This window comes from Blastocatellia bacterium, assembly GCA_035275065.1.
Lineage (GTDB): Bacteria > Acidobacteriota > Blastocatellia > UBA7656 > UBA7656 > DATENM01.
Genome location: DATENM010000034.1, coordinates 58,944 through 85,524 on the forward strand (window position 1 = coordinate 58,944; position 26,581 = coordinate 85,524).

General features: G+C 57.7%; 25 protein-coding genes and 1 tRNA gene. 11 read left to right on the plus strand and 15 right to left on the minus strand.

The window, feature by feature from the left end; translation table 11 throughout:
- Positions 1–39: 39 nt before the first annotated feature.
- Positions 40–783 carry a DNA repair protein RecO gene (gene recO, locus VJ464_06720; protein HKQ04807.1) on the minus strand — a complete coding sequence of 248 codons (744 nt, stop codon included), beginning with the start codon at positions 781–783 and terminating at the stop codon, positions 40–42.
- A 104-nt stretch (positions 784–887) separates the two neighbouring features.
- Between recO and larE the strand changes: the two genes are divergently transcribed.
- Positions 888–1,739 carry an ATP-dependent sacrificial sulfur transferase LarE gene (gene larE / locus VJ464_06725; GenBank protein ID HKQ04808.1) on the plus strand — a complete coding sequence of 284 codons (852 nt, stop codon included), beginning with the start codon at positions 888–890 and terminating at the stop codon, positions 1,737–1,739.
- Between the two features lie 7 nt (positions 1,740–1,746).
- The gene (locus VJ464_06730; GenBank protein ID HKQ04809.1) at positions 1,747–2,526 is read left to right on the plus strand and encodes a methyltransferase domain-containing protein; all 780 of its coding nucleotides are present in this window, start codon (positions 1,747–1,749) and stop codon (positions 2,524–2,526) included.
- Here the strand turns inward: VJ464_06730 and VJ464_06735 are convergent.
- The 3 genes from VJ464_06735 to hflX form a co-directional block, all read right to left on the minus strand.
- Complete coding sequence (locus tag VJ464_06735; GenBank protein ID HKQ04810.1) at positions 2,521–3,303, minus strand: crotonase/enoyl-CoA hydratase family protein; 783 nt, start codon at positions 3,301–3,303, stop codon at positions 2,521–2,523. The genes VJ464_06730 and VJ464_06735 overlap by 6 nt on opposite strands.
- A gap of 117 nt (positions 3,304–3,420) precedes the next feature.
- Positions 3,421–3,933: a LemA family protein gene (locus tag VJ464_06740; protein HKQ04811.1), complete on the minus strand. Its 513-nt coding sequence runs from the start codon at positions 3,931–3,933 to the stop codon at positions 3,421–3,423.
- A 166-nt stretch (positions 3,934–4,099) separates the two neighbouring features.
- Entirely contained in the window at positions 4,100–5,881 is a 1,782-nt protein-coding gene (gene hflX, locus VJ464_06745; GenBank protein HKQ04812.1) for a GTPase HflX, read from the minus strand.
- Positions 5,882–6,147: 266 nt separating this feature from the next.
- Between hflX and VJ464_06750 the strand changes: the two genes are divergently transcribed.
- The 3 genes from VJ464_06750 (at position 6,148) to VJ464_06760 (ending at position 8,750) form a co-directional block, all read left to right on the plus strand.
- The gene (locus VJ464_06750; GenBank protein HKQ04813.1) at positions 6,148–6,507 is read left to right on the plus strand and encodes an RNA chaperone Hfq; all 360 of its coding nucleotides are present in this window, start codon (positions 6,148–6,150) and stop codon (positions 6,505–6,507) included.
- A 51-nt stretch (positions 6,508–6,558) separates the two neighbouring features.
- Complete coding sequence (gene pdxA, locus VJ464_06755; GenBank protein HKQ04814.1) at positions 6,559–7,599, plus strand: 4-hydroxythreonine-4-phosphate dehydrogenase PdxA; 1,041 nt, start codon at positions 6,559–6,561, stop codon at positions 7,597–7,599.
- Positions 7,600–7,673: 74 nt separating this feature from the next.
- Positions 7,674–8,750, plus strand: coding sequence for a hypothetical protein (locus VJ464_06760; GenBank protein HKQ04815.1), 1,077 nt, complete (start codon positions 7,674–7,676; stop codon positions 8,748–8,750).
- On the opposite strand, the gene VJ464_06765 is transcribed toward VJ464_06760, so the two are convergent.
- A complete protein-coding gene (locus VJ464_06765; protein ID HKQ04816.1) occupies positions 8,728–9,093 on the minus strand; it encodes a hypothetical protein in 366 nt (121 codons plus the stop codon). The two genes, VJ464_06760 and VJ464_06765, sit on opposite strands and share 23 nt — an antisense overlap.
- Here VJ464_06765 and VJ464_06770 point away from each other — a divergent pair.
- The gene (locus VJ464_06770) at positions 9,092–11,428 is read left to right on the plus strand and encodes a TonB-dependent siderophore receptor (protein ID HKQ04817.1); all 2,337 of its coding nucleotides are present in this window, start codon (positions 9,092–9,094) and stop codon (positions 11,426–11,428) included. The genes VJ464_06765 and VJ464_06770 overlap by 2 nt on opposite strands.
- Here the strand turns inward: VJ464_06770 and VJ464_06775 are convergent.
- Both VJ464_06775 and holB read right to left on the minus strand, forming a co-directional pair.
- A complete protein-coding gene (locus tag VJ464_06775; protein ID HKQ04818.1) occupies positions 11,425–12,387 on the minus strand; it encodes an NADPH:quinone reductase in 963 nt (320 codons plus the stop codon). The two genes, VJ464_06770 and VJ464_06775, sit on opposite strands and share 4 nt — an antisense overlap.
- A 62-nt stretch (positions 12,388–12,449) precedes the next feature.
- Entirely contained in the window at positions 12,450–13,463 is a 1,014-nt protein-coding gene (holB, locus tag VJ464_06780) for a DNA polymerase III subunit delta' (protein HKQ04819.1), read from the minus strand.
- A 29-nt stretch (positions 13,464–13,492) separates the two neighbouring features.
- Between holB and VJ464_06785 the strand changes: the two genes are divergently transcribed.
- Positions 13,493–14,470 carry a stage II sporulation protein M gene (locus VJ464_06785; GenBank protein HKQ04820.1) on the plus strand — a complete coding sequence of 326 codons (978 nt, stop codon included), beginning with the start codon at positions 13,493–13,495 and terminating at the stop codon, positions 14,468–14,470.
- Between the two features lie 9 nt (positions 14,471–14,479).
- Here VJ464_06785 and VJ464_06790 read toward each other — a convergent pair whose 3' ends face one another.
- From VJ464_06790 to VJ464_06800, 3 genes are all read right to left on the minus strand, one after another.
- Positions 14,480–15,799 carry a DUF58 domain-containing protein gene (locus tag VJ464_06790; protein HKQ04821.1) on the minus strand — a complete coding sequence of 440 codons (1,320 nt, stop codon included), beginning with the start codon at positions 15,797–15,799 and terminating at the stop codon, positions 14,480–14,482.
- Positions 15,796–16,290 (minus strand): NUDIX domain-containing protein, encoded by a 495-nt coding sequence (locus tag VJ464_06795; protein HKQ04822.1) that lies wholly within the window; start codon positions 16,288–16,290, stop codon positions 15,796–15,798. Before VJ464_06795 ends, VJ464_06790 begins: the two co-directional genes overlap by 4 nt.
- A 63-nt stretch (positions 16,291–16,353) precedes the next feature.
- Positions 16,354–17,331 carry a MoxR family ATPase gene (locus VJ464_06800; protein ID HKQ04823.1) on the minus strand — a complete coding sequence of 326 codons (978 nt, stop codon included), beginning with the start codon at positions 17,329–17,331 and terminating at the stop codon, positions 16,354–16,356.
- A gap of 468 nt (positions 17,332–17,799) precedes the next feature.
- On the opposite strand from VJ464_06800, the gene VJ464_06805 reads away from it, so the two are divergent.
- The 3 genes from VJ464_06805 (at position 17,800) to VJ464_06815 (ending at position 19,707) form a co-directional block, all read left to right on the plus strand.
- Positions 17,800–19,200, plus strand: a complete 1,401-nt coding sequence (locus VJ464_06805; GenBank protein ID HKQ04824.1) for a phosphoglucomutase/phosphomannomutase family protein — start codon at positions 17,800–17,802, stop codon at positions 19,198–19,200.
- Between the two features lie 43 nt (positions 19,201–19,243).
- Entirely contained in the window at positions 19,244–19,615 is a 372-nt protein-coding gene (locus tag VJ464_06810) for a septum formation initiator family protein (GenBank protein ID HKQ04825.1), read from the plus strand.
- A gap of 15 nt (positions 19,616–19,630) precedes the next feature.
- A tRNA-Met gene (locus VJ464_06815) sits at positions 19,631–19,707 on the plus strand.
- 114 nt (positions 19,708–19,821) lie between these two features.
- Here the strand turns inward: VJ464_06815 and VJ464_06820 are convergent.
- The 5 genes from VJ464_06820 to VJ464_06840 all read right to left on the minus strand — a co-directional run bounded on the left by VJ464_06820 (position 19,822) and on the right by VJ464_06840 (position 25,761).
- Entirely contained in the window at positions 19,822–21,000 is a 1,179-nt protein-coding gene (locus tag VJ464_06820; protein ID HKQ04826.1) for a tyrosine-type recombinase/integrase, read from the minus strand.
- A 52-nt stretch (positions 21,001–21,052) separates the two neighbouring features.
- Complete coding sequence (locus VJ464_06825) at positions 21,053–21,298, minus strand: hypothetical protein (protein HKQ04827.1); 246 nt, start codon at positions 21,296–21,298, stop codon at positions 21,053–21,055.
- Positions 21,299–21,580: 282 nt separating this feature from the next.
- Positions 21,581–23,977: a phage/plasmid primase, P4 family gene (locus VJ464_06830; GenBank protein HKQ04828.1), complete on the minus strand. Its 2,397-nt coding sequence runs from the start codon at positions 23,975–23,977 to the stop codon at positions 21,581–21,583.
- A 378-nt stretch (positions 23,978–24,355) separates the two neighbouring features.
- Positions 24,356–25,396 carry a hypothetical protein gene (locus VJ464_06835; protein ID HKQ04829.1) on the minus strand — a complete coding sequence of 347 codons (1,041 nt, stop codon included), beginning with the start codon at positions 25,394–25,396 and terminating at the stop codon, positions 24,356–24,358.
- 122 nt (positions 25,397–25,518) lie between these two features.
- The gene (locus tag VJ464_06840; protein HKQ04830.1) at positions 25,519–25,761 is read right to left on the minus strand and encodes a helix-turn-helix domain-containing protein; all 243 of its coding nucleotides are present in this window, start codon (positions 25,759–25,761) and stop codon (positions 25,519–25,521) included.
- Positions 25,762–26,125: 364 nt separating this feature from the next.
- On the opposite strand from VJ464_06840, the gene VJ464_06845 reads away from it, so the two are divergent.
- Entirely contained in the window at positions 26,126–26,353 is a 228-nt protein-coding gene (locus VJ464_06845; GenBank protein HKQ04831.1) for a hypothetical protein, read from the plus strand.
- Positions 26,354–26,581: the final 228 nt, after the last annotated feature.

Sequence of the window (26,581 nt, forward strand, 5' to 3'; positions counted from 1 at the left end):
GCGCCTCAACCGCGCTGGCTTTTTCCTTTGCCCGGCAAGCTAAAGAAGGGCGCGCGAGCGCAGGTCGCGTTCGAGAGCATGGCGGATGATTTGATAATTGATGTCGCCAATCCGGGTCAGGTGCTCTGCGCGAAAAGGCCGGCGCGCAAACGCCGAAGGATGAGTGCTGAACATCTCGCCGATGATAGCGCGCTGTTCGGCTTCGACTGCCGCGCCTCTGCCGCCGCTGCACGCCTGGCAGCGCGGCGCCCCTTCGATGGTTAAGTAGGTGGGTTCGCCCGCGCCAATCGCCTCGCCGCAGGCGGCGCACAGCGTGGTATCAGGAAAGTAGCCGGTTAGCCGCAACAGCCACGTTTCAAAATAGCGCAGCACTCGCCCGAGGTCGCTCCCCTGCTCAATCGCCTCAAGCGCCGCCGTCAGCAGCCGGTAAAGCCGCTCATTCGGCTCATTGTCCGGCAGGAATTCGTTCAGCAGCTCGGCCAGGTAAGAGAACGCGCTGGCGATTTCAACGCTGCGCGCCGCGACATGAAATTGCGAGTGGACGATTTCGCAGCCCGACACGCTCATCAGCTCGCGCCCTTCTTTTTGAAAGAAGGTCAGCGAAACCTGCGTGAAGGGTTCGAGCGCCGAGCCGAAGCGGCTCTTCATCTTGCGCGCGCCGTGCGCGACGCCGCGTATCTTCCCCATGTCGCGCGTCAGGAAGATACAGATCTTATCGGCCTCCGCCAGCGCGTAGGTGCGCAGCACATAAGCATCGGTCGTGTGTAAAGCCATCACCTTCATTATACCAAATCCTCATCGCCGCGCTCTCGTTTGATTCCCGATGCGAACGCCCGGCGCGGTTTCACCCAGTTGCCCGGCGATAGTTGAGCGAGTAACATTAGACCGTGACCACAAACCTGGCATCCCTGAGCCGCTCGCCGTCAAGCGGCCTCGAAGAAAAAGAAGCACGGTTGCGCGAGCTACTGCGCGGTTACGGCTCGGTGATCGTCGCCTTTTCGGGCGGCGTTGACAGCGCCTATCTCGCCTACGTCGCCCACGACGAGCTCGGGTCGCGGGCGCTTGCGGTGACTGGTGATAGTGCTTCTTACCCGACGTTTCAGCGCGCGCTTGCCGATCAGCTCACGCGGCGCTTCGGCATTCGCCATGAGATTATTTTCACCGAAGAATTCAACGACCCGAATTATGTCAACAACCCGCCGAACCGCTGCTACTACTGCAAGACGGAGCTATACGCAAAGCTTGATGAGCTGACCGCGACGCGCGGCTTTGCGGTGGTCTGCGACGGCACGAATGCTGACGACGCCGGCGATTATCGCCCCGGCAGGCAGGCGGCCCGCGAGCACAATGTGCGCTCGCCATTGCTCGAATGCAGGTTGACTAAGGCAGAGATTCGCGAGCTGTCGCGCCGCGCAGAGTTGCCGACCTGGGACGAACCGGCATCGGCCTGCTTGTCGTCGCGCGTGCCTTACGGTCAGATCGTCACGCTGGAAAAACTCTCGATGGTTGACCGCGCAGAGATGGCGCTCAAGCAGATGGGCTTTCGGCAAGTGCGTGTTCGCCACCACGGCGACATTGCGCGCGTCGAAGTTGCCGATGTCGAGATGCCGCGCGCCCTCGACGTAGACATGGCCGGGCAGATGGCGGCGGCGCTCAAGGCGCTCGGCTTCAAGTACGTCGCGCTCGACCTCGAAGGTTATCGCACAGGTTCGCTCAACGAGACACTCAAGCAGCAATAGCCCCCTGATGGACGATTCAAAAGATAGGTGGAACCCTGAGCAGTACGAACGCTATCGCGACGAGCGCAGTCAGCCGTTCTTCGACTTGATGGCGCTGGTCGAGGCGCGCCCGGCGATGCGCGTAGTTGATCTCGGTTGCGGCACAGGCGAATTGACACAGGTGCTGCACAACACCTTGAAAGCCGGCGAAACCCTCGGCCTGGATTCGTCCGCCGCGATGCTCGCAAAAAGCGAGAGATTGGCGAGCAGTAACTTACGCTTCGAGCGGCGCGACATCGCTGAGTTTGCGGCCGAAGGCGAATACGACCTGGTTTTTTCAAATGCTGCGCTGCATTGGCTCGAAGGTCATGAAGCGCTGCTGGCGCGCCTGACTGCGGCCTTGAGGCCGGGCGGGCAAATAGCTGTTCAGATGCCGGCCAATAACGATCACCCAGCGCATCTGGTCGCCGTCGAGCTAGCCCGGCAGACGCCATTTCGCGAAGCGATGCAAGGCTACGAGCGCCGCTGGCCGGTTTTAAAACCCGAAGCGTATGCCGCGTTGCTTTATCGGCTCGGTTTCAAGAAGCAGCATGTCCGCTTGCAGGTTTATGGTCACTTGCTCAACGCCAGAGAAGATGTTGTGGAGTGGGTGAAAGGCACACTGCTTACGGATTACGAAAAGCGTTTGCCCGCCGAGTTGTTTGGCGAATTCATGCGGCAGTACCGCGAGCTTCTCTTCGAGCGCCTCGAAGACGCCCGGCCATATTTCTATCCCTTCAAGCGTATCCTGCTCTGGGGCCGGCTATGACGACCTGTCTTTCTCATCATTAAATGTGCCGTGGCGGCCTGCGCCGCTGGCAAACCGCGTTGCGCCCGCCACGGTCTCTTTGTCTAGCGCCGCGAGGCCGTGCTTGAACTCGTTGGCGAGCGCATCTATCCAGCTCAAATCGAATTGCTCGTAAGCCGAGAGCCGGTCGCCGCGCAGACAGGTTTGCGGGAAGCGGGCGATCTCTTGCGCCAGCGCTTCGGCAGCCTGCCGCGCCGTGCCTCTGGGCACCACGCGGTTGGCCAGACCGATCTGCAAGGCTTCGGCGGCGTCAACCGCTCGCCCTGTGAGGATCAAATCGAGCGCACGGCTCAGACCGATCAAGCGCGGCAGCCGCACCGTCCCGCCATCAATCAACGGGACGCCCCAGCGACGGCAGAAGACGCCGAGAATGGCATTCTCTTCGACGACGCGCAGATCACACCACAAGGCCAGCTCAAGCCCGCCGGCCACCGCGTACCCGGCGATTGCGGCGATGACCGGCTTGCTTAGCATCCTCCTTGAAGGCCCCATCGGGCCATCGCCGGTCGCTTCGGTGCGGTTGCCGCGGCCCGCGGCGATGGCTTTCAAATCGGCCCCGGCGCAAAACGTCCCGCCTTCGCCATAGAGCACCGCGACCGCCGCCTCTTCATCCGCCTCGAAGCTGCCGAAAGCCTCGATCAGTGATTCAGCGGTTTCTCGATCAACAGCATTGCGCACCTCGGGGCGGTGAAGAATGACGGTGGTGACCGCGCCGCTCTTTTCGACTGTAACGGACATGATTTGCCTCCTGGGGGCTAAGCCGAAGGCCCGCTAATGACCAAAACGAAACGGCGACCACGCGGGCCGCCGTTCGATTCAAGCTTTAATTGGCAGAGCCGTCAAGCCGCCGGTGTTTCATTTATTGAAATCCACCTTTGGCGCTTCGCGCGACGAGGGGTCGGCTTTGAACTCTGGCTCCTGTTGAAAGCCCATGACGTTGGCAAAGATGACCGACGGGAAGCGCTGCCGCGAGTTGTTATAATCCAGCACCTTGGCGTTGTAATCGCGCCGCGCCACGGCGATGCGGTTCTCTGTGCCGGCCAGCTCGTCTTGCAGCCTCATGAACTGCTGATCGGCTTTCAGATTCGGATAGTTTTCCGTTAGCACGAGCAGGCGGCCCAGGGCGCTCGACACCTGAGCGTTGGCGTCGGCCTTTTCATCAACCGTTTTCGCATTGAGCAGGCGCGAGCGCGCGTCGGCAATCTCGCCAAACACCTGTTCTTCGTGCTTGGCGTATCCCTTCACCGTATTCACCAGGTTGGGGATCAGATCGGCACGGCGCTGAAGCTGCACGTCAACGTTCGAGAATTCATTCTTGACGGCATTGCGTTTTCCCACCAGGCCGTTATAGGTGCTACAACCGCCCATGAGCAGAAGCGCTGCGAGAACGATGGCGCCAATCAACCAGACGCGCTTTTTGGTCTTCTGCTGCGCCAGTTGATTCTGCTGTGTGTGATAATCCTGCTGAAACTGATCGCGCAAATCCGGGCCACGCTGGTCAGTAAAATTACTCATCCGTTCCTCCTAATTCGATTCAATGGGTCAACGCGGGTTCGACCGCTTCAACTGCGCCCTGGGTCTCGCGCCGAGTCAAGGCTTCGTTCAGCAGCACGCCGACGCGCTCGACCATCGGCATCAGCGAGTCGCGATTCAGAGCCGAGACGGCGACCGCGTTGTAAGCCCGCGTCATGTTTTCAACCTCGTCGGCATTCAACAAATCGGACTTGTTGAGGACGAGAAGTCGCGGAATTTCTGACAGGTGCAACTCTTCGAGAATCTTTTCGACCGAGGCAATCTGATTATCCACATGCTCGCTGCTGGCGTCTACGAGATGGATCAGCAAGTCGGAATTTTCCATCTCTTCGAGGGTGGCGCGAAACGCCGTGATTAAATCCGGCGGCAGATCGCGGATGAATCCGACCGTGTCATTGATGATGACCTCCTGATCGTGCGGCAGGCGCAAGCGCCGGCTCGTCGGATCGAGTGTCGCAAACATCAAATCCTCTGCCGTCACGTCGGACTGTGTCAGTTGATTGAGCAGCGTTGACTTGCCGGCGTTGGTGTAGCCGACAATCGAAATGATCGGCAAATCGCGCCGCGAGCGGCGGGCGCGCTGAACACGGCGGCTCGTTCGTATCTGCTCGATCTGCTTTTCAAGGTGGTGAATGCGGTCACGCACCCGGCGGCGGTCAACTTCGAGTTTGGTTTCGCCCGGCCCACGCCCGCCGATGCCGCCCATCAGCCGCGACATCTCTGTGCCCGAGCCGGTCAGACGCGGCAACATATACTTCAACTGCGCCAGCTCGACCTGAATCTTACCCTCGCGGCTCTGGGCGCGCTGCGCGAAGATGTCGAGAATCAACTGGGTGCGGTCAATGATCTTCAAATCGGTCGCCTCGTTAATGGCGCGCACCTGCGCCGGCGTCAGATTCTGGTCGAAGATCATCACGTCGGCTCCGAGTTGCAGGCTGCGGATAATCAACTCGTCGAGCTTGCCGCGACCGACAAGCGAGCGCGGGTCGAGCTTTTGCCGGCGCTGCACGATGGCGTCAAGAACAACAACATCCGCTGAGCGCGCAAGCTCTCGCAGCTCATCGAGTGATTCATGCGCCGCGCCGAGGCTACTTGTGGTGACGCTCACGAGAATGGCGCGGTCGCGGTGGTCGCGCGGGCTGCGCACGTGGCGCACGCGCGCCATCTCTTCTTCGAGCGAGCCGATGAGATCGGGAAAGTCTACATCGAGCTGGCTCGGCACTCGCGGCTCAAGAAAGCCCCATAGCGCTGGCGGCTCCGATTCAGTGAGCGCCTCATCCGCATCCGCCGCCGAAGTCGCCTGCGTCTTGCGGGTCGCTTCAGGGTCCGCGGGCAAAAGGTGCGCCGCCCGCACGACGCCCGGCAAGCCATCGGGCCGCACGTCTATTGCGGCCATCAGGTCGAGCCGGAGCAGCGCAAGGTCAGTGAGGTCGTCTTGCGTCAACCCTTCGCCGGCAAGGTGCGTGTGCAAGCAGCGCAGGCCGCGAAAGCGCGTTTCGCCGACGCGCACGCGCTTCAGATCGGGCAGCACAATGCTGCGCGCGTTGCCGACGACGACGTGCTCGACGTAGCCATTGCGGTTGACCAGCACGCCGATCTGGCGGTTGATCTCGTGCGACAGCTCTGTGAGCTGACGAGCAAATTCCTGTGTGACGATCTCGCGCGGCGGGATGCGCCGGCTATAAAGTTTTTCGAGCCGCTGCACCTGATTGTGCTTCAGACCCTGAACATTTCCTTCGATGTTGCGAATAACGATTCCCTCCGTCGCTAGCGTATCAGCCATTTTATTTTACATCATTCGCGGCTCCGGGTCATTTGTCATCGGTCACTTGCCAAACCCGGAGGGTTGAGCTAGTATCAAGCCATTCTAAACGGTGGACAAGTAACCCGCTTCAAATTTAGCTGGACATAACCGGTTGATGAGCGCAGAGCGGCGCTTGTCCGGGCGTTTGCAGCCCTGCTGCTTGACTCTGAATAGACCCAGCCAGGAGCTTGGCTGCGCGTTGCCGTTTGGTAGCCATCACTTTGATTCGATCTGGAGGATGTGTGGTGAACAGAAAATTGATCCGACCGACGTTGGCTGAGATCCGTGAGCGCGAGGAGCGCAACGCCCAACAACGTCGCAATCCGCAGCCGGCAGACCAGAACCGCAAGCGTGTGCCCCCCGAGCAGACTCATGCCGAAAGCTTCTACTACAAGAAGCAGATGGACAACCGCACTCCGATGGTCATCGTCCTGCAAGACGGCGAAGAGTTGCGCGGCAGCATTGAATGGTACGATAAGGCTTGCATCAAGCTGCATCGTAACGACGGGCCGAACCTCTTGGTGCTGAAACATAACATCAAGTACATGTACAAAGCCGACGAAAGCGATGATAACGGCGACGATGATGGAGCGCCGGAAGAATAGGCCCGGCTACCGGAGAGATGTCCCGCTTCGCTCCTCCCCGACGACTGAACATTGACGCGAGCCAAAGATAGCTTCGACCTCCCGCCCGTCGGCATCACCATCGGTGACCCGGCGGGCATCGGCCCGGAGATTGCCTTAAAAGCCGTCGCCGAGTCGCACACACGCGCCACCTGTCGCCCCGTTCTGATTGGCAGCGCACGCGAGATTCAGCGGCAAGCTCAGAAACTCGGGTTGCCTTCCGCTTATCGTGTGCTGACCGAAAGGGCTTTTACTCAGGGCGCGCCTGGCGACTGGCATGACGAAGTCCTGATCTGCGATACAGGCGACGCGGGCGAGGCCGTGGAATGGGGGAAGCTCAGCGCCGCTGCCGGGCGCTCGGCAATCACGGCCATCGAGACCGCCGTGCGACTGACGCTCGCCGGTCATCTCGCGGCCATTGCGACGGCCCCGGTTAATAAAGAAGCGTTGAAGCTCGCCGGCTCGCCTTTTCCGGGACACACAGAAATGCTGGCCGCGCTGACGAACACTGATGAGGTGTTGATGTGCTTCTTCGCCGGCAACCTGAAAGTCTTTTTGCTGACGATTCATGTCAGCCTCGCCGACGCCATTCGCCACATCACACAGGCGCGCGTCGAAGCGGCGATACGGCTCGCCGACCGTGAGCTGCGCCGCCTCGGTATCGCGCAGCCCCGCATCGCCGTCGCCGGGTTGAACCCCCACGCCGGCGAGCACGGCCTCTTCGGTTCGGAAGAGGCGCGCGAGATCGCGCCGGCTATCGAGGCATGCCGTAATCTGCATCACATCGCCGCCAGCGGCCCCTTCCCTGCCGATACGATTTTCGTGCGCGCGGCGCGGGGCGAATTCGATGCGGTCGCCGCCTGTTATCACGATCAAGGTCTGATCGCCGTCAAATGTATGGCCTTTGGCGAAGCCGTCAATGTTACGCTCGGATTGCCGATCATTCGCACCTCTGTAGATCACGGCACCGCTTTTGACATCGCCGGCCGCGGCGGCGCTGACCACCAGAGCCTCGTCGAAGCCATTACCCTTGCAGCCCGTCTGGCGATAACCGAAATGAAGCCGAGTGAATGATGAACGCCTGTTGCGCCGAGGCCGCGAGAGCAATAAACTACTGAATCGCCAACTCAATCACTCGGAGTCACATAATGAAATCTGCCTTTGCCGTGCTGTCGGTTCTCTGTGCATCTCTCATCTCATTCGCCGGCTCAATCGCTGGCCTTGAGGCCGCACCCCTGACGGGCCAAGCCGACCCGCTGAGATTTCCCGAAGAAAAACACCTGCGGAATGTCCGCCAGTTGACCTTTGGCGGAGAGAATGCCGAGGCCTATTTTTCAGCCGACGGCAAGAAGCTGATCTTTCAATCAACCCGTGACGGTTATCCCTGCGATCAGATTTATGAGATGAACATTGACGGCACAGGCCTGCGCAAGCTTTCCACGGGCAAGGGCCGCACGACTTGTTCGTATTTTCTACCGGACGGCAAACATTACATTTACTCTTCGACGCACCAGGCAAGCCCCGACTGCCCGCCGAAGCCGGACTATTCGCGCGGCTATGTCTGGGCCATCTATCCGTCTTACGATATTTTCAGCGCCAATGCCGACGGCTCCAATTTGAAGAACATCACGAACTCTCCGGGCTATGACGCCGAAGCGACCATTGCGCCCAACGGCAAGCGCGTCGTCTTCACATCGATGCGCGACGGCGACCTGGACATTTATACGATGGACTTGAACGGCAAGAACGTGAAACGGCTCACCAACGAGACCGGTTATGATGGCGGGCCGTTCTGGTCTTACGACAGCCAGTGGATCGTCTATCGCGCGCACCACCCGAAGAGTGAGAAGGATGTCGCTGATTACCGGGCGCTGCTGAAAGAGAACCTGATCCGCCCGACAACCCTGGAAATCTGGGTCATGAAAGCCGACGGCACCAACAAGCGCCAGGTCACTCATAACGGCAAGGCAAACTTTGCCCCCTACTTCTTCCCCGACGGCAAGCGCATCATCTTCTCGTCGAACGCGGATGATCCGAAGGGGCGTAACTTTGACCTCTATGTCGTCAATGTGGATGGCACTGGCCTTGAGCGGATAACCAACTACGGAGAGTTCGACGGCTTCCCCATGTTTACGCCCGACGGCAAGCGGCTCGTCTTCGCCTCGAATCGTCATGGTCAGGTGCGCGGCGAAACCAATGTCTTCATCGCCGACTGGGTCGAATAACCACTCCGCCATCTTCCACGAGCCGCGGCCCTCTTCGCCAGCCGGGCAAAAAGGCCGCGGCCCATTCGAATAGAATCAAAAAATGATTGACAAGCCATTGCCTATGGATTATCTTGTCGCTATGTTGAAAATGATTTTCAACATCATAGCCTAAATAACCGCCGGTCGAAGTAAGCGGCCGGGAGATGATCGCGACACCGTCGCTGACAGGGCTTTTGTCAGCAGACCGCCAAAGCTGGAATGGTGAATTTGTAGAGCGTCTTTTGAATCTTTGGCCACGCAACCCGCTCTTCAGGCGTTGATCGCTTTCCCAATCATTGTCAGGCAGGAGGGCTTTCATCATGCTATGGTTTTCTCGCCGATTCGCTAAGTTGTTCTTTATCGTCATGGCCACAGGGATCATTCTGGGGCAGGCTCACGCCGAGTCGCCCGAGTTCACCCTGCGAGGGAAAGTGCTTGACCCGGATCAAGCGCCTATCGCCGGGGCACAGATCACCGCCACCCCCGATGGAAGCCCGTCGAGCTATTCAACCGTCTCCAATACCTTTGGGGAGTTCTCGCTATTGCTTAAACCCGGCCACTATACCGTCCATATTTTCGCCAACGGGTTTGAAGAAACCGCGAAAGCCATTAGCCTCGCGACGGGAGCGACAGAATACCTGGAGATCGGTTTACAGATCGCCGCGCCCCACGACACCATCACGATTGTCGGTACGGATTACCTGGAGCCCGCGATCAGCAGCGCGACCCGAACACTGACAGCGCTGCGCGATACTCCACAATCGATCACGGTCGTGACGCGCGAGCAGATCAAAGACCAGCAGATGTTGAGCCTCGGCGACGTCGTTCGCTATGTGCCCGGCGTCACCGTCCATCAAGGCGAAAACAATCGCGACCAGATCATTTTTCGCGGCAACAGTTCGTCGGCTGATTTCTTCCTCAACGGCGTGCGCGATGATGTGCAATATTACCGTGACCTTTACAACCTCGATGCGGTCGAAATCCTGCGCGGCCCCAATGCCATGATCTTCGGGCGCGGCGGCGGCGGCGGGGTCATCAACCGCGTCAGCAAGGAAGCCGGCTTTGCGCCGTTGCGCGAAGTGACGCTGCTCGGCGGCGGCTATGGCAATAAACGGGTAGCAGTTGATCTTGACCAGCCAATCAGCGGCCGGATGGCCTTTCGCCTGAACGCGATGTATGAAAACTCCGGCAGCTTTCGGGATTTCGTCAATCTCGAACGCTATGGCATCAGCCCGACTATGACCTTGATGCCGAACGAGCGGACGAAAGTCACGCTGAGCTACGAGAACTTTCGCGATCACCGCACAGCGGATCGCGGCATCCCCTCGTTTCAGGGAAAGCCGGTCGCTGTCGACATCGCGACCTTTTTCGGCAATCCCGACGAAAGCCGCGTGCGCGCCCTCGTCAACCTGGGGACCGCCGCTATCGAGCATCAGCGAGGCAGGCTGAATATCCGCAATCGCGCACAGTTTGGCGGCTATGACCGGTTTTATCAGAATTTCGTCCCCGGCCAGGTGACAGCGGATCAGATGCAAGCAGCACTCACGGCATACAACAACGCCACCGAGCGCTTGAACATCTTCAATCAGACGGACCTGACCTATTCCCTGTCTACAGGAAATGTCCGTCACACGCTGCTCGGAGGCGTCGAAGTCGGTCGCCAGCTAACCGACAACTTTCGCAACACAGGTTTTTTCAATAACACGGTCACATCGATCTTCGTGCCGCTTTCCGACCCGACGGTACGTATGCCTATGACCTTTCGACAGAACGCAACGGATGCAGACAACCACTTGAAGGTGAACGTGGCCGCCACCTACGCGCAGGATCAGATCGAGCTTTCTCGTTACATTCAAGTGATCGCCGGGTTGCGGTTCGACCGTTTTGACTTGCAGTATCACAACCGCCGCAACGACGATCACCTGCGCCGCACTGATCATCTAGTCTCGCCACGGGCGGGCGTCATATTCAAGCCGGTCACGCCGATCTCTGTCTATGGCAATTACAGCGTCTCGTACTTGCCCAGTTCAGGCGATCAATTCTCGTCACTGACGATGATCACCCAGCAGGTCAAGCCGGAAAAGTTCAGTAATTATGAAATTGGCCTTAAGTGGGATATTACGCGGGCGCTGTCGTTGACAACGGCAGGTTATCGTCTGAATCGCAACAACACGCGGGCGACGGACCCCAACGACCCGACGCGCATCATACAGACCGGCAGCCAGCGAACCAATGGGTATGAGATTGGCTTGAACGGGAATATGACGCGGGCATGGAGAATCGCCGGCGGCTATGCCTTCCAAGACGCCTTCATCACCCGTGATACGGTCGCGGCGCGGGCCGGCGCGCAAGTCGCTCAGGTGCCGCATCAGACTTTCTCGCTTTGGAACAACTATCAGATTCTGGCAAGACTGAGCGCAGGTCTGGGTCTGATTCGCCGGTCAGACATGTTTGCGGCGGTTGACAACAAGGTGACACTGCCGGGTTACACACGGGCAGACGCGGCGGTCTTCTTCAGGCTGACAGAGAAGCTACGCCTCCAGGCGAACGTTGAGAACCTTCTGGATAAGCGCTATTACCTGAACGCCGACAGCAATACGAACATCTCGCCCGGCGCTGCGCGAACACTCCGCGTTGGATTGACGGCGAGATTCTAAGGCATAAGCACGATCTTGCCGTAAGCGCCCGGCTTCATCACTTCTTGATGAGCGCGAGCGGCCTCGGCAATCGGCAATTCCTGGCCGGCGACCGGGTTGAGCGTTCCCCTTTCAAGCCCCGCGACGAGCGCCGCATGGATGATTGCCAGCTCGCGCTCCGAGGCGTTGAAGAGAGACATGCCGAGGATCGTCGCGTCGCGGCCCATCGCGTCGCGCGGGTTGATCTCAATCGTCCCGCGGTTGCCGATGACGACAACGCGCCCGCGTGGCGCCAGCACCGTGAGGTCTTTGGCAAGATTGACGTTGGCAAGCATCTCAAGAATCACGTCAACGCCGCGGCCGTCGGTGAGCTGCATCAACTGATCGAGATAATCAGCGGCGCTATGGTCGAGCACATGGTGTGCGCCGTTCTCTTTGACCAGTTCGCGTCCGCGCTCCGTGCCGCCCGTGCCGATGACCGTGAAACCGGCTGCACGAGCCAGTTGCACGGCGCCCGTGCCGACGCCACCCGACGCGCCATGCACGAGTACCGCCTCGCCCGGCTGCGCTTGAGCCCGCTGAAACAGCGCCCGATATGCCGTCGCATAGGGTACGTTGACCGCCGCGCCCTGCTGGTAACTGACACGCACGGCCAATCGGTGAACTTGATTCTCATCGCAGAGCGCCTGCTCGGCATAAGCGCCTGTGAGCGTGCCGGAAGTGTAAACCCGGTCGCCGGTCTTGAAGCGACGCACGCCTTCACCGATAGCCACCACGTCACCCGCGGCATCGCTTCCCGGCGTGTAAGGCAGCGCCGGCTTGCGCGCATACACCCCGGCGCGGATATAGGTGTCAACCGGGTTAACGCCAACGGCGCGGATGCGCACGACGACTTGATGAGGCCCCGCCTCAAGGTCTGGCACTTCTTCAAGCCTCATTACCTCCGGGCCGCCGAATTCATGGACTCTGATCGCTTTCATCTTCTCCTCCGATAGGTATTGGCTTAATGGGCTCGGGCCGAATCTCCGATTCGCCGTGTTGATCACACCGCCAAAAACATCTCTTCCATCGCAAGCTGGCGGTTGAGGTTTCGGGTCAGGCCCTGCATGACCCGCTCGATGCGCTCAGCCCAATCGGTGATCTGTTCAAGCGTTGCGACCTCGGCGAGCCCTTCAAGGCGCGGCGCGATGTCGGCGTTGGTCAGCGCCTTGTCGTTATCGCCGAGTTTCAAGTGAAACACGTCTGCGAGCAACACCAGCAGCGCGTCGAGGTGGCGCTCGAACTCTTCGCGCTCAAGCTTCTTCGCCAGATGCTCTGCCGCCTGCATCAGCTTGATCGTGTCGCGCGCAACCATGGCGGCTTCGAGCAGATCCATCATCATCGAGCGCTGCTCGCGATAGACGCCAAGGTCAATTTCGAGCGCCCGCCCAATGCTGCCGCGCGCCAGCCGTGCCAGCAGTCGGTTCTCGCCAGCCGGGCGTTTGTAATTCTCATTCAAAAAGGCTTCAAGGTCGGCGGCGCTGAGTGGCGCAAAGCTCACCATTTGACAGCGCGAGCGGATGGTCTGTAACAGCGCGTAAGGCTTCGCCGTTACCAGGACGAGTTGCGTCGTCGCCGGCGGCTCTTCGAGTGTTTTTAGAATCGCGTTCGCGGCTTCGACGCGTAGCCATTCAGCTTCATCAATGATAAACACACGGCGGCGACCATCGCGGGGGCGATACTGCGCCTCTCGTGCCATGTCGCGCATCTGCTCAATCTTGATGAACTGACTCTTGCTGTCCTTCCTGGCCAGCGGGTCTTTGCTTTCGCGGTAGATGGTGAACACATCGATATGCTCGCGCGCCGTGATCTTGATGCACTGATCGCAGACGCCGCAGGCGTCGCCAGCAATCGGTCGGCGGCAGTTCAACGCCTGCGCCAGGGCGAGCGCGAACTGATGCTTGCCGACGCCGCGCGGCCCTGCAAAGATCAACCCCTGGCGTATGCGGTCTTCGACGACGGCGCGCTTGAGCAGCCGTTTGACGCGCTCATTGCCGACGAGTGACGAAAAAGGCATAGCGCGATTGTAGCAGTTCGCTCGGCGGCGTGTTAATCTACACGGCGATGCTGAAGAACTTTCTCGAATCGCGGCTCGAAAAATGGAAGCGCCTTGAAGAACTGACGGGGCGCGCATCACGTTTTCGCCTGAACAACCTGAGCGGCGAGGAGGTGCGCGAGTTCGGCAGGCTCTACCGCCGCACGGCTGCCGACCTGGCCATTGCACGCGAAGAGGTGCGCGATCAGCGCCTGGTCAACTACCTCAATCATCTGGTCGGGCGCGCGCACGGGGCGATCTATCGCAGTGAATCATCAGGCTTCTCGATCATCTGGGATTTCTTTCGCTACGAATTCCCTGCCGTCTTTCGCCGGACGTTCGCCTACACGCTCACCGCTTTTTTGATCTTTGTAGCAGCGACCGCCTTTGCCTGGATGGCCTGCACGTTTGACGAAGGCTTCGCCGATCAGATCGCGCCGGGCCTGAAGCGTGATATCGCGGCGCACCGCAACTGGACGGACAGCATCAACGGCTCCAATCCGCTACAATCGACGAGGATACAAACCAACAACATCACCGTCACCTTCCTCGCCTTCGGCGGCGGCGTCTTTGCGGGACTGCTGACAGTCTGGGTTCTGATACAGAATGGCTTGCTGCTCGGCATGGTCTTCGGCCTCTGCATCAAGTACAAGTTCTGGGACATTCCGATTTTCGTCGCCGGTCACGGGGTCATCGAGCTGACGGCCATCTTTATCGCCGGCGGCGCGGGCTTGATGATCGGCAAGGCGATGCTGATGCCGGGCGACCGACGCCGAATCGATGCGCTGGTGACGAACGGCCTCGAAGCGGTAAGACTGATTATGGGCTGTGTGCCGATGCTGCTGATCGCCGGCATGATCGAAGGCTTCATCTCGCCCGCGCCCATCCCGGCCATGATTAAATTTACGGTCTCAGGGATGAGCCTGCTGGCGATGACGGCTTACTTTCTCAAACCGGATCGGCGCTTGAGGCAAGCCTCTCAAAGCTGAGCAGGGGGCTCATAACAGGCCGCGCTCTTTCACCTCTAAATACTTATTAACCAGTTCAAGCGCCAGGCGACCGGCAGGGACATCGAGCGCAAGCCCGCCGGCATGGCGGATACGTGTGAGCGCTTCTTCGCGCTGGCGCAGGATGTCTTCCGCGATGCCCTGGCGATAAACCTCTGCGGGGCTTTTGGGAGCGCTGCGCACCAGCTCACGCAGGTCTGTGTCGCCGATGGTAATGATCAGCGGCAGGTGGCGAGGGATCAGCCTCGACGTGTGCGCCAGCAGCTCCGCCGACGCGTCGCGGTCAACCAGGTCTGTAAGAATCACGACAAGCGAGCGGCGGTGGCAGTTGGCGCTGAAGAAGTTGAAGGCGCGCGCGTAACTGGGCTCGATCATCTGCGGTTCGAGGGCGTAAAGCGCTTCCATCAGGCGGTTGACTTGATCGCGACCGCGCTGCGGCGGCAGGTAGCTGACCACCTTGCGCGCGAACGCCACCAGCCCGACATTATCGCCGCCCGACGCCGCCACGTAGCCAATAGATAGTGTCGCGTTGATGGCGTGATCGAGCTTCGTCAGCTTGCCGATGCGTGCCGTCATCAAGCGGCCCGTGTCGAGCAGCACGACGATGTTTTGGCTGCGCTCGATGGTGTACTGCCGCGTGATCAGCTTGCCGCGCCGCGCCGTTGCCGGCCACGAGATGTGGCGAATCTCGTCGCCGATGACGAACTCGCGCATCGATTCGAACTCGCGGCCCTGCCCTCTCAATCGCATGCGCCGCAGGCCCGGCTCCGGGCGGCGATTGCGGTGCGCGTAAATCTCGTGCTTCTTCGCTTCACGAATGTCCGGGTAGACTTTAACGGATTGCGCCGTGTCGTAAGTAAACTGCTTCCAGAGCAGGCCGAGACGAGAGCGAAAACGCACCGCCGTCTTGCCGAACTCATAACTGCCGCGCGCCGTCGGGATCAGCCGATAACGCCAGGCGCGCGAGCGATTTGGCGTCACCGTCAAGCGCACTTCGCGTGGTTCAGCCAGCTCCATTTGTGGCGGGTACTCATCTTTGACGACGAAGGTGACTTTGCGCGGCGCGCGGTTGGTGATCTTGAGCGCGACTTCATTCTCGGCGCCCATCGAGAAACGATCTTCGACACTGCGAGCGAGGCGAAAGGCGCTCGCCTTCTCAGAAACTAGATAATCGCCGATGGCAGCGGCGAACAGCGCGACATCATAGAGCAGCGTGAAATAGAGGATGTCGCGGTCAATCCAACCGAGCGCCAGCAGCACAAGCCCGAGCGCCAACAGCACGATGAATCGTTTCGTGAAGACGAATCTCAAAACCAGTAGTCCTCGTTAATGCTTCCCTGCTCTAGCCCGCGGAGCAATTCGGCAACGCTCGCGAACTGCGCGATGGTGTGCACGGCGGCCATGATCTGGTAAGGCAATTCCAAACGGCGCGCGGCCTCATGCGCGACAACCCACATCTCTTCCTCGACCTCTTCGGCATTGGGCGTGGTGCTGAATTCGCCCTCAATCGGGTAGGCGAAGGTGATCATGTGATAGACAGGGCCGGCGTGCGCGCTGGTATTGATGTCACGCAAAGGCACGAGGCGGTCGCAATCGATATCGATGCCGATCTCCTCAAAGACTTCGCGCGCCGCCGTCGCCTTTATGTCAACGTCGCCCACATCGCGGCGTCCTCCCGGAAAGACAAAGGCGCCGGGGTAGTAACGAAAGTGCGCGGGCCGCCGGCTCAGATAGACTTCGATGCCCTGAGGCGAATCTCTGACGAAAGCCACAGCCGCCGCCGGTATCGGATGCTCGCGCATAAGCGTTCTGAGAGCGAAGTCATGAGCAGGGAGAATCTTTTCATCACCCATGACTACGCACGGCTATCTTGGTACATCGATTCCCGCGATGACTTCATCGAGGACTTGATCGGGCGTCGCACCTTCGATCTCGGCTTCCGAGCGCAAGACGATGCGGTGGCGCAGGACGGGCCGGGTCATCTCTTTGACATCGTCGGGGGTGACGAACGTGCGCCCGCGCATGGCCGCCAGCGCCTTTGTGCATAACAGCAGAGCGACAGCGGCGCGCGGGCTGGCCCCCCAAGAGATGTTCAGCGTGTTGCGCGTGGCGCGAATCAACGAGACGATGTAACGCAGCACGCCTTCCTCGACCGTCACATTCCGCACTTCGGCGCGGCATTCGAGCAAGAGCGCCGAGTCGTTGATGGGTTGGATGAAGAGATCATCAAGGCGGCGAGCATTGAAGCCGGCATTCCAGTTCGCGACGACGCGCAGCTCTTCATCAGCGCCCGGATAATCGACCAGGATTTTCAGCATGAAGCGGTCGAGCTGCGCCTCTGGAAGCGGGTAAGTCCCCTCGTACTCAATAGGATTCTGCGTGGCCAGCACGGTGAACATCGGCGACAGCTTATGGATCTCGCCATCAATAGTGACCTGCCGCTCTTCCATGGCTTCGAGCAGGGCGGCCTGCGTCTTGGGCGGCGTGCGGTTGATCTCGTCTGCGAGCAGCAAGTCAGTGAAAATCGGCCCGTGCCGCAGGGTGAAGGTCGAGGTCGCCATATTGAATATGTTGGTGCCGGTGACATCGGCGGGCATCAAATCGGGAGTGAACTGGATGCGTCCGAACTGCGCGCCGATGGCGCGCGCCAGCACTTTGACCAGCAAGGTCTTGGCGGTGCCGGGGACGCCCTCGATCAGCGCATGCCCCTCGGTGAGCAGGGCGACGAGAACCTGCTCGATGACGGTGTCCTGACCGACGATGGCTTTGCGCACTTCGCCTTTGAGGTGTTCGACAATGGCGTTGACAGACTGAGGCAATGGACAGTCCTCCAAATCTCGCATGCGTTCTGTGATGATGCGTATGGGCGAATCGAAACTGCCGCTCGCCGGTTGCTGCCAAAGAAATCGACAGCACAAGAATAATCGCTTGCCGGCGGTCTCGCAAACCTTAACGCGGGTTTGTGCGCTTGCATCTTGCGCTAAGGCTTGGTGTCGGGCGACTCACGCGCCTGCGGTGTGGGCATCCGGCTTGCTTGTACTTATGCGTGATGCCAGGCATAAAATAAGTGATTGATGGTTCGGGAAAGTTGTGCCAAGTATGAAATGCCGTTCAAGTTATTCATCAGCCATTCCCTTGCAGGTGTTAGAAAGAAATATGTTGCTTCGAAATGCAAAAGGTGTTAGAGTCCGAAACTGTCACAATGAACCAACCCCAATCCGGTTCAGACAGCCCCGCACTTTAATGCAATCGAGTCTCTTTCGCAGGACGCTCTCGCACTGTCTTCCTCATCCGAGAGCAGGTAAATCGCAATGATTAAGTTTGGGACATCCGGTTGGCGAGCAATCATCGCCGATGAGTTTACGTTTGCGGCAGTGCGCCGTGTGACTCAAGCCATTGCCAACCATTTGCAGTCGGAGGCTGCCGGTTCAAAAGTCATCGTCGGATACGACACGCGCTTTATGGCGGAAGCGTTTGCGGCAGAGGCAGCAAACATTCTGGCAGCGAAGGGCTTTCAACCGCTGCTATGTGACCGCCCGACGCCGACGCCGGCCATTGCCTACGCGATACGTGCGCAGCGCGCCAGTGGCGGGATCAACTTCACTGCCAGCCATAACCCGCCGCAATATTGCGGCATGAAGTTTTCAACCGCCGACGGCGCGCCGGCGCTGCCCGAAGTGACCGGCGCCATCGAGCGTGAGATTCGGCGGCTCGGCGAAGGCGAAAGTGGTGCGGGTTCAAGGTCAGACGCGGTTGAAAGCCTGTCACTGGTTGACGATTACCTCGGCGACCTGGGGACGAAGATAGATTTTGGGGCGATTGCCAGCGCTGGCCTGCGCGTCGTCTACGATCCGCTGTGGGGCACCGGGCGCGGCTACTTGAACAAAGCGCTCGCCGACATCGGCTGCGAAGTGGTGATGCTGCACGACTGGCGCGATGTTTATTTCGGCGGCCACAGTCCAGAGCCTGACGAAGAGTACCTGCACGAGATGCGCGACCGCGTTGTCAGCGGCGGTTATCATCTCGGCGTTTCGACGGATGGTGACGCCGACCGCTTCGGCATATTGGATCGAGACGGGACGTTTATTTCGCCGAATCAGGTGATCGCCCTGCTGGTGGATTACCTGGCTGAATCGCGCGGCTGGACAGACGCCGTCGCCCGTTCGGTGGCGACAACGCACCTTGTAGATCGCGTCGCCGAGAAACGTGGGATTAAGGTTTACGAAACGCCGGTCGGCTTCAAGTTTATCGGGCAGTTGATCACCGAAGACAAGATCGGCATCGGCGGCGAAGAGAGCGCGGGGCTTTCTATCCGCGGACACTTCCCTGAAAAGGACGGCATACTGGCTTGCCTGCTGGTTGCCGAAATGGTCGCTCGACGCGGCGTCAGCGTTGGCGAGATGGTGGCCGGGATTTACAAAGACGTTGGCAAGCTGGTAAACGGGCGCGTCGGGGTTCGCTTGACGGCAGAGTTACAAAAGGCGCTGCCTGAAAAGCTTGCAAGCGGGCCGGCGGAATTCGGCGGTCGCCGGGTCGAGACAGTCAGCCGTGTGGACGGAGCGAAGTTTATTCTTGAAGATGGGTCATGGTTGTTGATGCGCCCGTCGGGAACCGAACCGCTGGTTCGGGTTTATGCAGAGGCGTCGAACGAGCAAAAATTGGAGGTGCTACTTGAGTCAGGCCGCAAATACATTCTTAGTCAATCGCATTAACGCGACGACGAAGTCCCATCCGGCAGCGAAAAGAGGCATTCGTATGCATCGCGCTTTCGACAGTGTCGTCCTGGCCGTGATCCTCGCGGCTTGCGGCATCTGTGGGTCGTACTACCTGAGAACGCGGACCGAATTCAGCGCCGCTTTAAGCAAGAAGGAGGTCGCCACAGAGCGGCTCGCCCGTGTGACGAGCGATGTCGAGCGATTAGAGCGTGATGTGCAGCGATTGCGCACGGATGCCAAAGCCTTCGAGGAGCTAGCGCGACACAAGTTCGGTTTTGTCCGCGAGGGCGATGTAGTCATCAAGCTGGCGCAGAGCGGCAATGACGATACAGGATCATCTCCGGTGCAGGAGGTTCGGCTGGCAAACTTGACACCGCAAGCGGCGACCGGCTATACTGGCCTTTCTCATTAGAGTGATTAGATTTATCGCGGGGTGGAGCAGTCTGGTAGCTCGTTGGGCTCATAACCCAAAGGTCGCAGGTTCAAATCCTGCCCCCGCAACCAATATCGGGCGGCGCAAGCCGCCCATTTTCTTTGGGTTACAGCCGCTTCGTTTATCCCACCTGATACTCACCGTTGTAAATTCCAGCCTCTAGGTAACGGCTTAGGTAACAAAACTCAGTTGACCGCCTCGCTGTGCAGGATGCCACTGTCGCCGATAATCACCCGCACAAGGATGCTGGTCGTCTCTTCGTCCACGATCCTTTCGGTATGGTCGTAAACGTCTTCGGTTGTCGAACGCCGCGCGTGGCCTAACGCCCGTTGCGCCACTTCAATGTCGCCGGTCTGCTCGTGCAGCACCGTCGCCGCCGTGTGACGCAGGATGTGCAGGCCATACTTGCGATCTTCGCGCTTGATCTTCAATTCATCCATCACCGGGTACAAGACCCGCTTGCGAAAGTTGCCCGGCTCCAACGGCCCGCCTACCGCATTGGGAAAGATGAAGTCCTCATCTTTGGAGAATGCGGACTGCGCCCGATGAATCATTAGCGCCTCGATTAACGACACCGGCAAGATGAAGCTCCGCTTGCTTCCCTTCGTCTTTAGTGTCGCCTTCAACTTGCCGCGCCAAACGCCATGCGTCAGCGACAGCCTCCGATTCTCAAAGTCCACATTCAGCCAGCGCAGCGCCAGCCCTTCCCCGGCGCGGATCGTCAGGATTGACAACAAGGCGATGAACAGGCGATGCGCTGGCGGCAGCTTGGCGAGTATCTGCCGCACCACTTCCGGCCTGAGCACCGGCTTTTCGACTTTCTCACACTCCGGCTTGTGCAGCTTCTTGCGCAGCGGCTTGTTTTCAATGATCTCGTAATCCACCGCCACGTCAAACATCGTGTTTAACAGCCCGTAGACGTTGGATACGGTTTTAGGTTTTGCCTTGCCAGAAAGCGAGTCGAAGAAATCGGTCAATCCTCCTGGCGTGATTTGCGATAGCGGAGCGTCGCCAAACACCGGCAGCAAGTGTGCCTTGATGATGCTGTCGTAGCTGGCGACGGTTGAAGGTTCCATATTGCGTTTGCTCACATAAGACGCCCAGCGCGTCTTGATGAATTGAGCGAAGGTGATTGCCGAATCCGAGACGGCGAACCTCGGATTGTTGTTCCTGGCGTTGATCTGCTCCATAAACGGCTCGGCTGCGCGCTTCGCCGCCTTCTTGTCGTTGCGGTCGGTGAATTGTTTAAACGTTTCGACCTCACGCCTTTGAATCATCTTTCCCGCTTCTCTGACGCGATAAATCAGCGTCCATTGTCCCTGATGCCATTGCAGGCATCCTCTCTGGTAGCTGCTGCGAGCCATCACATTCCTCCTATGATGGCCCGTATTCTGTTTTTCGGCTGTACTATACATCTTACGATTCTTGAGTGTCGAAAGGTTCAAGATCGACGCCGAGATATTCAAGCCAATTTCTGAATGCCCGCGATTGCGTGTCATAGCGATAAGGGCGCACATTGGGCAGGCGCGGCGGGCCTTTGCCGCGCTTGTTGAGTTTGTAAATCCAGTGGGCGCTAAAACCGAACTCGCTGGCCAACTGCTCGACAGTGCAGAAGCGCGGCAGCTCTAGCTGTGCGTTATTGGATTGTGTTAATGCTTCCATATTCTTATTCCCTGCTCTTTCACGCTACAATCCTCTGAAACACCCCACAGCGCGGGCAGCAGCCGTGCCCCTGCCTATTCGTCTCCACTAGCCCCTCTGCTAAGGGCGCTTAAGTAGCCGTGGTAGCCGTTATTTCCTATTAAGACTAAGTAGCATATACATGCACTTTCTTTTTCTGTTTTTTGAGAGAAGAAAAAAAGCAGTGCGATAATATGGCTTAGATGGAAAAGTCGGCTACCATAGCTACTCCCGCCCCTGCTGTGATGGCGGTCGGAACCTCGGCTAACGTGGTGCGTTATCATTGAGTTCTGCTCCATAGTAGTATTTTTGGCCGTTGATTGCCCGCCGCTCTAATCCCAGAGCTTGCCACCGTTCCGCCGCCCGGTGGCTTGAAAGTGGTTTGTGGCCATTGTCAATCGCCCACTGTTTGAAACTCTTGTATAGATCGCCGCTGCGCTCTCTCATAGTCGGTGCCAATGGTTGCGGGTCGCGGTTCATGCATTCATCTATGAACAGAGCGCACAGGTCAGACGAAAGCTGAAAGTCCTGACTTGCCTCGACAACAGAGAGCGGCTTGATGAAGAAACCTCGTTGCGTGAGCCGTACCCATCCGTCAAGGCACCAATTCAGAATCCCCGGCCCCTCAAGCTGGATTCGCGGCTTTAAGGTCACATCCTTATCGGCATCATCAATCGGCGGGACATTGATGATATGCACACGCCGGAAAATACCATTATTCGGGTCAGCCACTCGTGGCTTTTCATTCATTGCCCAAAGCAGCTTGACCGTCGGATTGAAATCAAACGGATGCTCAAACTTGCGCTCGACGGTGATTGTCTCGCCGCTGATGATCGCGTTCAACATGTCCGTCTGGGCGATGAAGTCTGAGGGCTGCTCCGTGCAGGTTGCCAGAGTTTTACCCGGTAGGTTGGTTAAGGCAAATCGGCTGCGCGCCACGTCAGAAAGGCCAAGCCTTGTAACCCGGTCAGAGAGCGCGGCCCGAATGCCTTCGATGAAGGTTGATTTGCCGCCGCCCATCTTGCCGACCAGCCAGATGGCCACTTCAAACCTCATTTCTGGGGTGAGCGCGAGGCCGGCGAACTCTTGGAGAAATTCAACGACATCAGTTCCACACTGCGCATAGAGCCATTCAAGATAACGCTCCCAGGCTGGTGCTTTTGCGTTAGGATCATAGTCATAGCTGACGCCTGTTGTAATGTAGAGCTTGGGATCATGCAGCCCCAGCGAGCGCGTCGGAATATGGAGTGTGCCGTTGCGACAGACCAGATAATCAGAGCTTGCGTCAAAGTCGGTATCGCGCCGCGCCACGGTGTACTGAGCGAGCGCGTAGACAGATGATAAAAGGGCATTTGTCGGCCTGATCTTCTCGGCCTTTGCCGCTTCAAGTATTTCCTTGATTTCCCTTTTGGCGATGGGCTGAGGGTGAATTTGCCATAACCCATTCTCGTATCTGTAAAAACTGCTGCGGGCGAACACAGTCAGCGGTTGCGTGGCGATCCACCGTTCCGCAAGTTCATCATCGGTCGGCTTCGGCTTGTCCTCATTTGTCGCGGTTGCCGTTCTCTTGCTAGTCGCCTTCCCCTTCCCTGTCGGAGTTCCATAACCGAGTTGTGCGAGCGTCTTCGCTGCCTCTGTGAAATCGCCGTTGTGCCCAAGTATTGCGTAAACCTGAAATGGTGAATAAGGTTTATTAGTTTCAAACGGTGCCGCCGATGTCGAAAAGCACCAGAAGACATTCGGCGCAACGGCGTGCAAGGTCGCTTGATGCCCTTTGCTTTTTCCCGGTTTGCGCAGGTAGACCACGCGGCCTACCCGTTGCTCGACTGTCCAGCCGTGACTGAGTAAATCTTGTTCGATGTTGCCACGCTGGTCGTAGTCATCCCCAGGCCGCAGTTTGCCAGTAGTCTGTGCCGCTGCTTTCGCTTTGCTTTTCGGTTCACATTCATCAAAGGCCCGCGCAAAGTTAAGCAATAGCGCCCGCTCTTCGGCGGTGATGGTCGGAATAGTATCTAGACTCCCTTTGATGAATCTATAGGGCTTGCCTGTAGAGTGAACTGACAACGGCGAGCCAGGAGCAACGATATAACCGCCCTCGCCCCGCGTCTCGAATAGGGTGTCGAGTCTTTCAATGTACCACTTACCTTCTCTTTCCTTTGCGCCTTTAGTGCCTGCCGCAACTTCAACGATCCGCGGACGCCGTGCCAGTGGCTGATTGCCTTCGACGGCATTGCAGAACCAAGGCACATGATGTCCGCCCGATGGGGTCTCAATAATTGCGAGTCGTTGGTAGAGTCCCGGTGCATGGGTCTTAACCAGTTCGATGTAGGGAATCCAGAGTAGCACCTCGTCATTGTCGAGTGCTTCAAAGAACCAGCTTATCTTGCCACCGACAATGCCGATGCCAAGCCGTTTGCTTGCCCATTCAACTAACTCGGCGTCTGTCGGCTGGCGCGTCTGGAATGGTTTCCAGACAGCCTTCATCCGTCCTTCTTCAGCATTCCATTTCTTCGGCAATACCTGCCATGCGGGTGACTTCGTGCCGTCCGTCGCAATAGGAATGACAGACAGCCCGGCAGCGGTGTAGCTACGCCACGTTTGTAGGTCGTTACTATTGGCGCGATTCCTGGTACGCGGAATGTCGTTTTGTGGCATCCCCATATTGCATTCTCGCCAAAGTTAGCGTCAGCCAGTATTGCCGCCAATCTGATGCGACAAGTTCATAAAACACTTCGAGCCGCCCACCTCGACTGGCCCAACAGTCGAAGCAAGCGGCTCGTTGCAATCCCACGCGACGGGCAGCAGCGCGGGTTCTGAAAATCATCGCTTCACCTGCGAACCATTCGCAGTGGGTCGGAAGCGGCCCAGTTGTCAAAAGCCCGTACAAAGCAGAAAAGCCCTTCGCACGGCAGTGTCACATAAGTTTGAGGATTCACCAAAAAGTGGGCAGTAAGCAAAGGTAAGAATGCTTGCATGGACATCTGACTAAGCAGGGTTTGATTGTTTGCGCGGACATCCAAGTAAGCAAATTCTTTTTGTTTACTCGGATTGTTTTAAGAGGGGTGTGCCTTTTTTGTAATAGGCTTTCAGAGTGCTTGGCGAGGGTTTAGCTTGTTCACACTTCACATATAAATCCATGATGCTCAACTGCTCATTATTGAAATTAGTGTGAAGCTCTAAGGCGGCATGGTAGCAAGCAAGAGCTAAAGGTTCACGGTTGACTTGCTTTCTGTTGGGGTCTACAGCACGAGCTAATAGGTCTTCTGTAAATTTAGGGAATTTGGCAACAAACAGTTTTATTTCGTCACGTCTCCACATCTCTGATACCCATTCTCGCCTTCGATCCACGCCACCCTGCCCTTTCCAGTACACAGAGGACTTAATAAATTTCCAGGTAGGCAAAAGCTCATCCACTAAGATTGCAAACCTTTTAAGCATTTCAGTATCAGCCCACATCTTTTGAATTGCTTGATTGCGCCAATCGCCGCCGCGTTGAGGCACTGGCGGCTGTAGGCTGAATAGCGCCAGCCCACCGGCAATTTTTATTACTTGAGGTGTAATCTTTTTAGCATCCAGATCGTCGTTTTCAATGACATTACAAATAAGCCGGCCAAACCTTTTATCGTGTGTGTTCCATAGTTGCTCGACATACAAATTAGAATCACGCATAAAAAGACGCCCGCGCCATATATTTGTTAGTGTTAAGGAAGGAATGCCACCTGATAGATTGTCTGGCAGTTGACTAATAATATGAGCCATAGCGCGCAGGTCATCTTTCACGTTGGCGGGCCGGTCTTCCCCACTAGGCCAGGAGCCGCCAGACGTGCCGAAAAACTCGATGCGAAAGTCTTTATATCTTGTATTAAACTCGACGCCAGCATAACTGAGTACGACAGGTGTTGCGTCCGCAGGAAATCCGAATTTAATCAACAGCGGCATCTGTGGATCATTGAAAAGGTGTTTTCCGCACTCATACCAATTTCCAACCCACCCGGCCCGATAAATAGAAATCTGTGCGCCTGTTTCCGTATGCATCCACTCAGTCATTAGGTCATTTTCATTCAGTGCCGTCTTGCTCATACTTTGCCCCTCTTGTAGTGCTCCCTCTTGTTTGAATCAGCCCGACCAACCGCGCAAAAGGTTTATGGCTGTCCATCGGGCCGCAACCCCCTGTGTAGGCCGGGCCGAACTTGCGCGCTCGCTTACCCCTTGCGTCTGCGCTTACTAGTGCCTTCGCCCTTTGCCTTAGCGGGTCTGCCGCGCTTTGGCAATTTCACCTTATCAAGAGCCGTGCGGGGAATGAGCCACACGGGGCCGCGTGGGTTGCTGTCGTCGCGCTCTGCACCAGGAAAGCGCCCCTGCTTTAACCAGAGCATCACGGTTGAATAAGGCACGGCCAATTCATCTGCGACTTGCTGGCTTGTAAGTGTCTCTTTTTTTTCCATGACTGAATCCTATAGCACTCTCTGAATTTTCCGACAAACTCATCATAAACCCAAATCAGAAAGGAATCAACAAAAAGTTAGAGCGTGATGCAGATTTTACTTGATAAATCTTAGAGTATGCTCTAAGATTACATCATCAAAGGTTGATTGACAACTAAGCGCGAAGCGAAAGGGATACGGCGAGAGCCGCACCGAGAGGCACAGCAAGGTAGCGACGAGCGCAAGGCAGGCCAGAGTAAGACACTCACCCGCTGACAACACGCACACGAAGGAATGAGGCAAGAAAAGGTAAAGGCCCAAGATGCGTCAACATCCTGAGCCTTGAATATCCAGCCTGCGCTAACAGGCTTGAAAGGATTATCCAATGTCAGAATACACCAAATTTGATTCGGAAATCTACTCCGAAGATTTGCAGCCGGTCACAGAGCAAGAGTTTGATGAAGTGATGGCGTTGATGGTCAATGACGATTTCGCGGGCTACGGCAAATGGTCAGACGAGCTTGAAAGCGAAAACTTCGTTGTCCGCGACGGCAAAGTTTCCCATAAGCCTGAGCCGCCGAGCAGGGGCCGCGTCGGAGGTATCGAGATATGACTTGCCACCTCTGCCGCGAAGAAATCCGCAGCCGTCAAAAGGTTGAATACCATCACCCCATCTACAAGAGCAGGGGCGGCACCGAGACCGCCCCATGCGCATCAAGCTAAGGCTCATTCAGAAGTAGCTGAAAACTGGACGGCACCTTTTTGCGCTTCTCCACTCGACATCGCCGCGCAATACATTTGCCGATCAGCTTGATGGCTTCCGTCAATGCCTTGATCGATC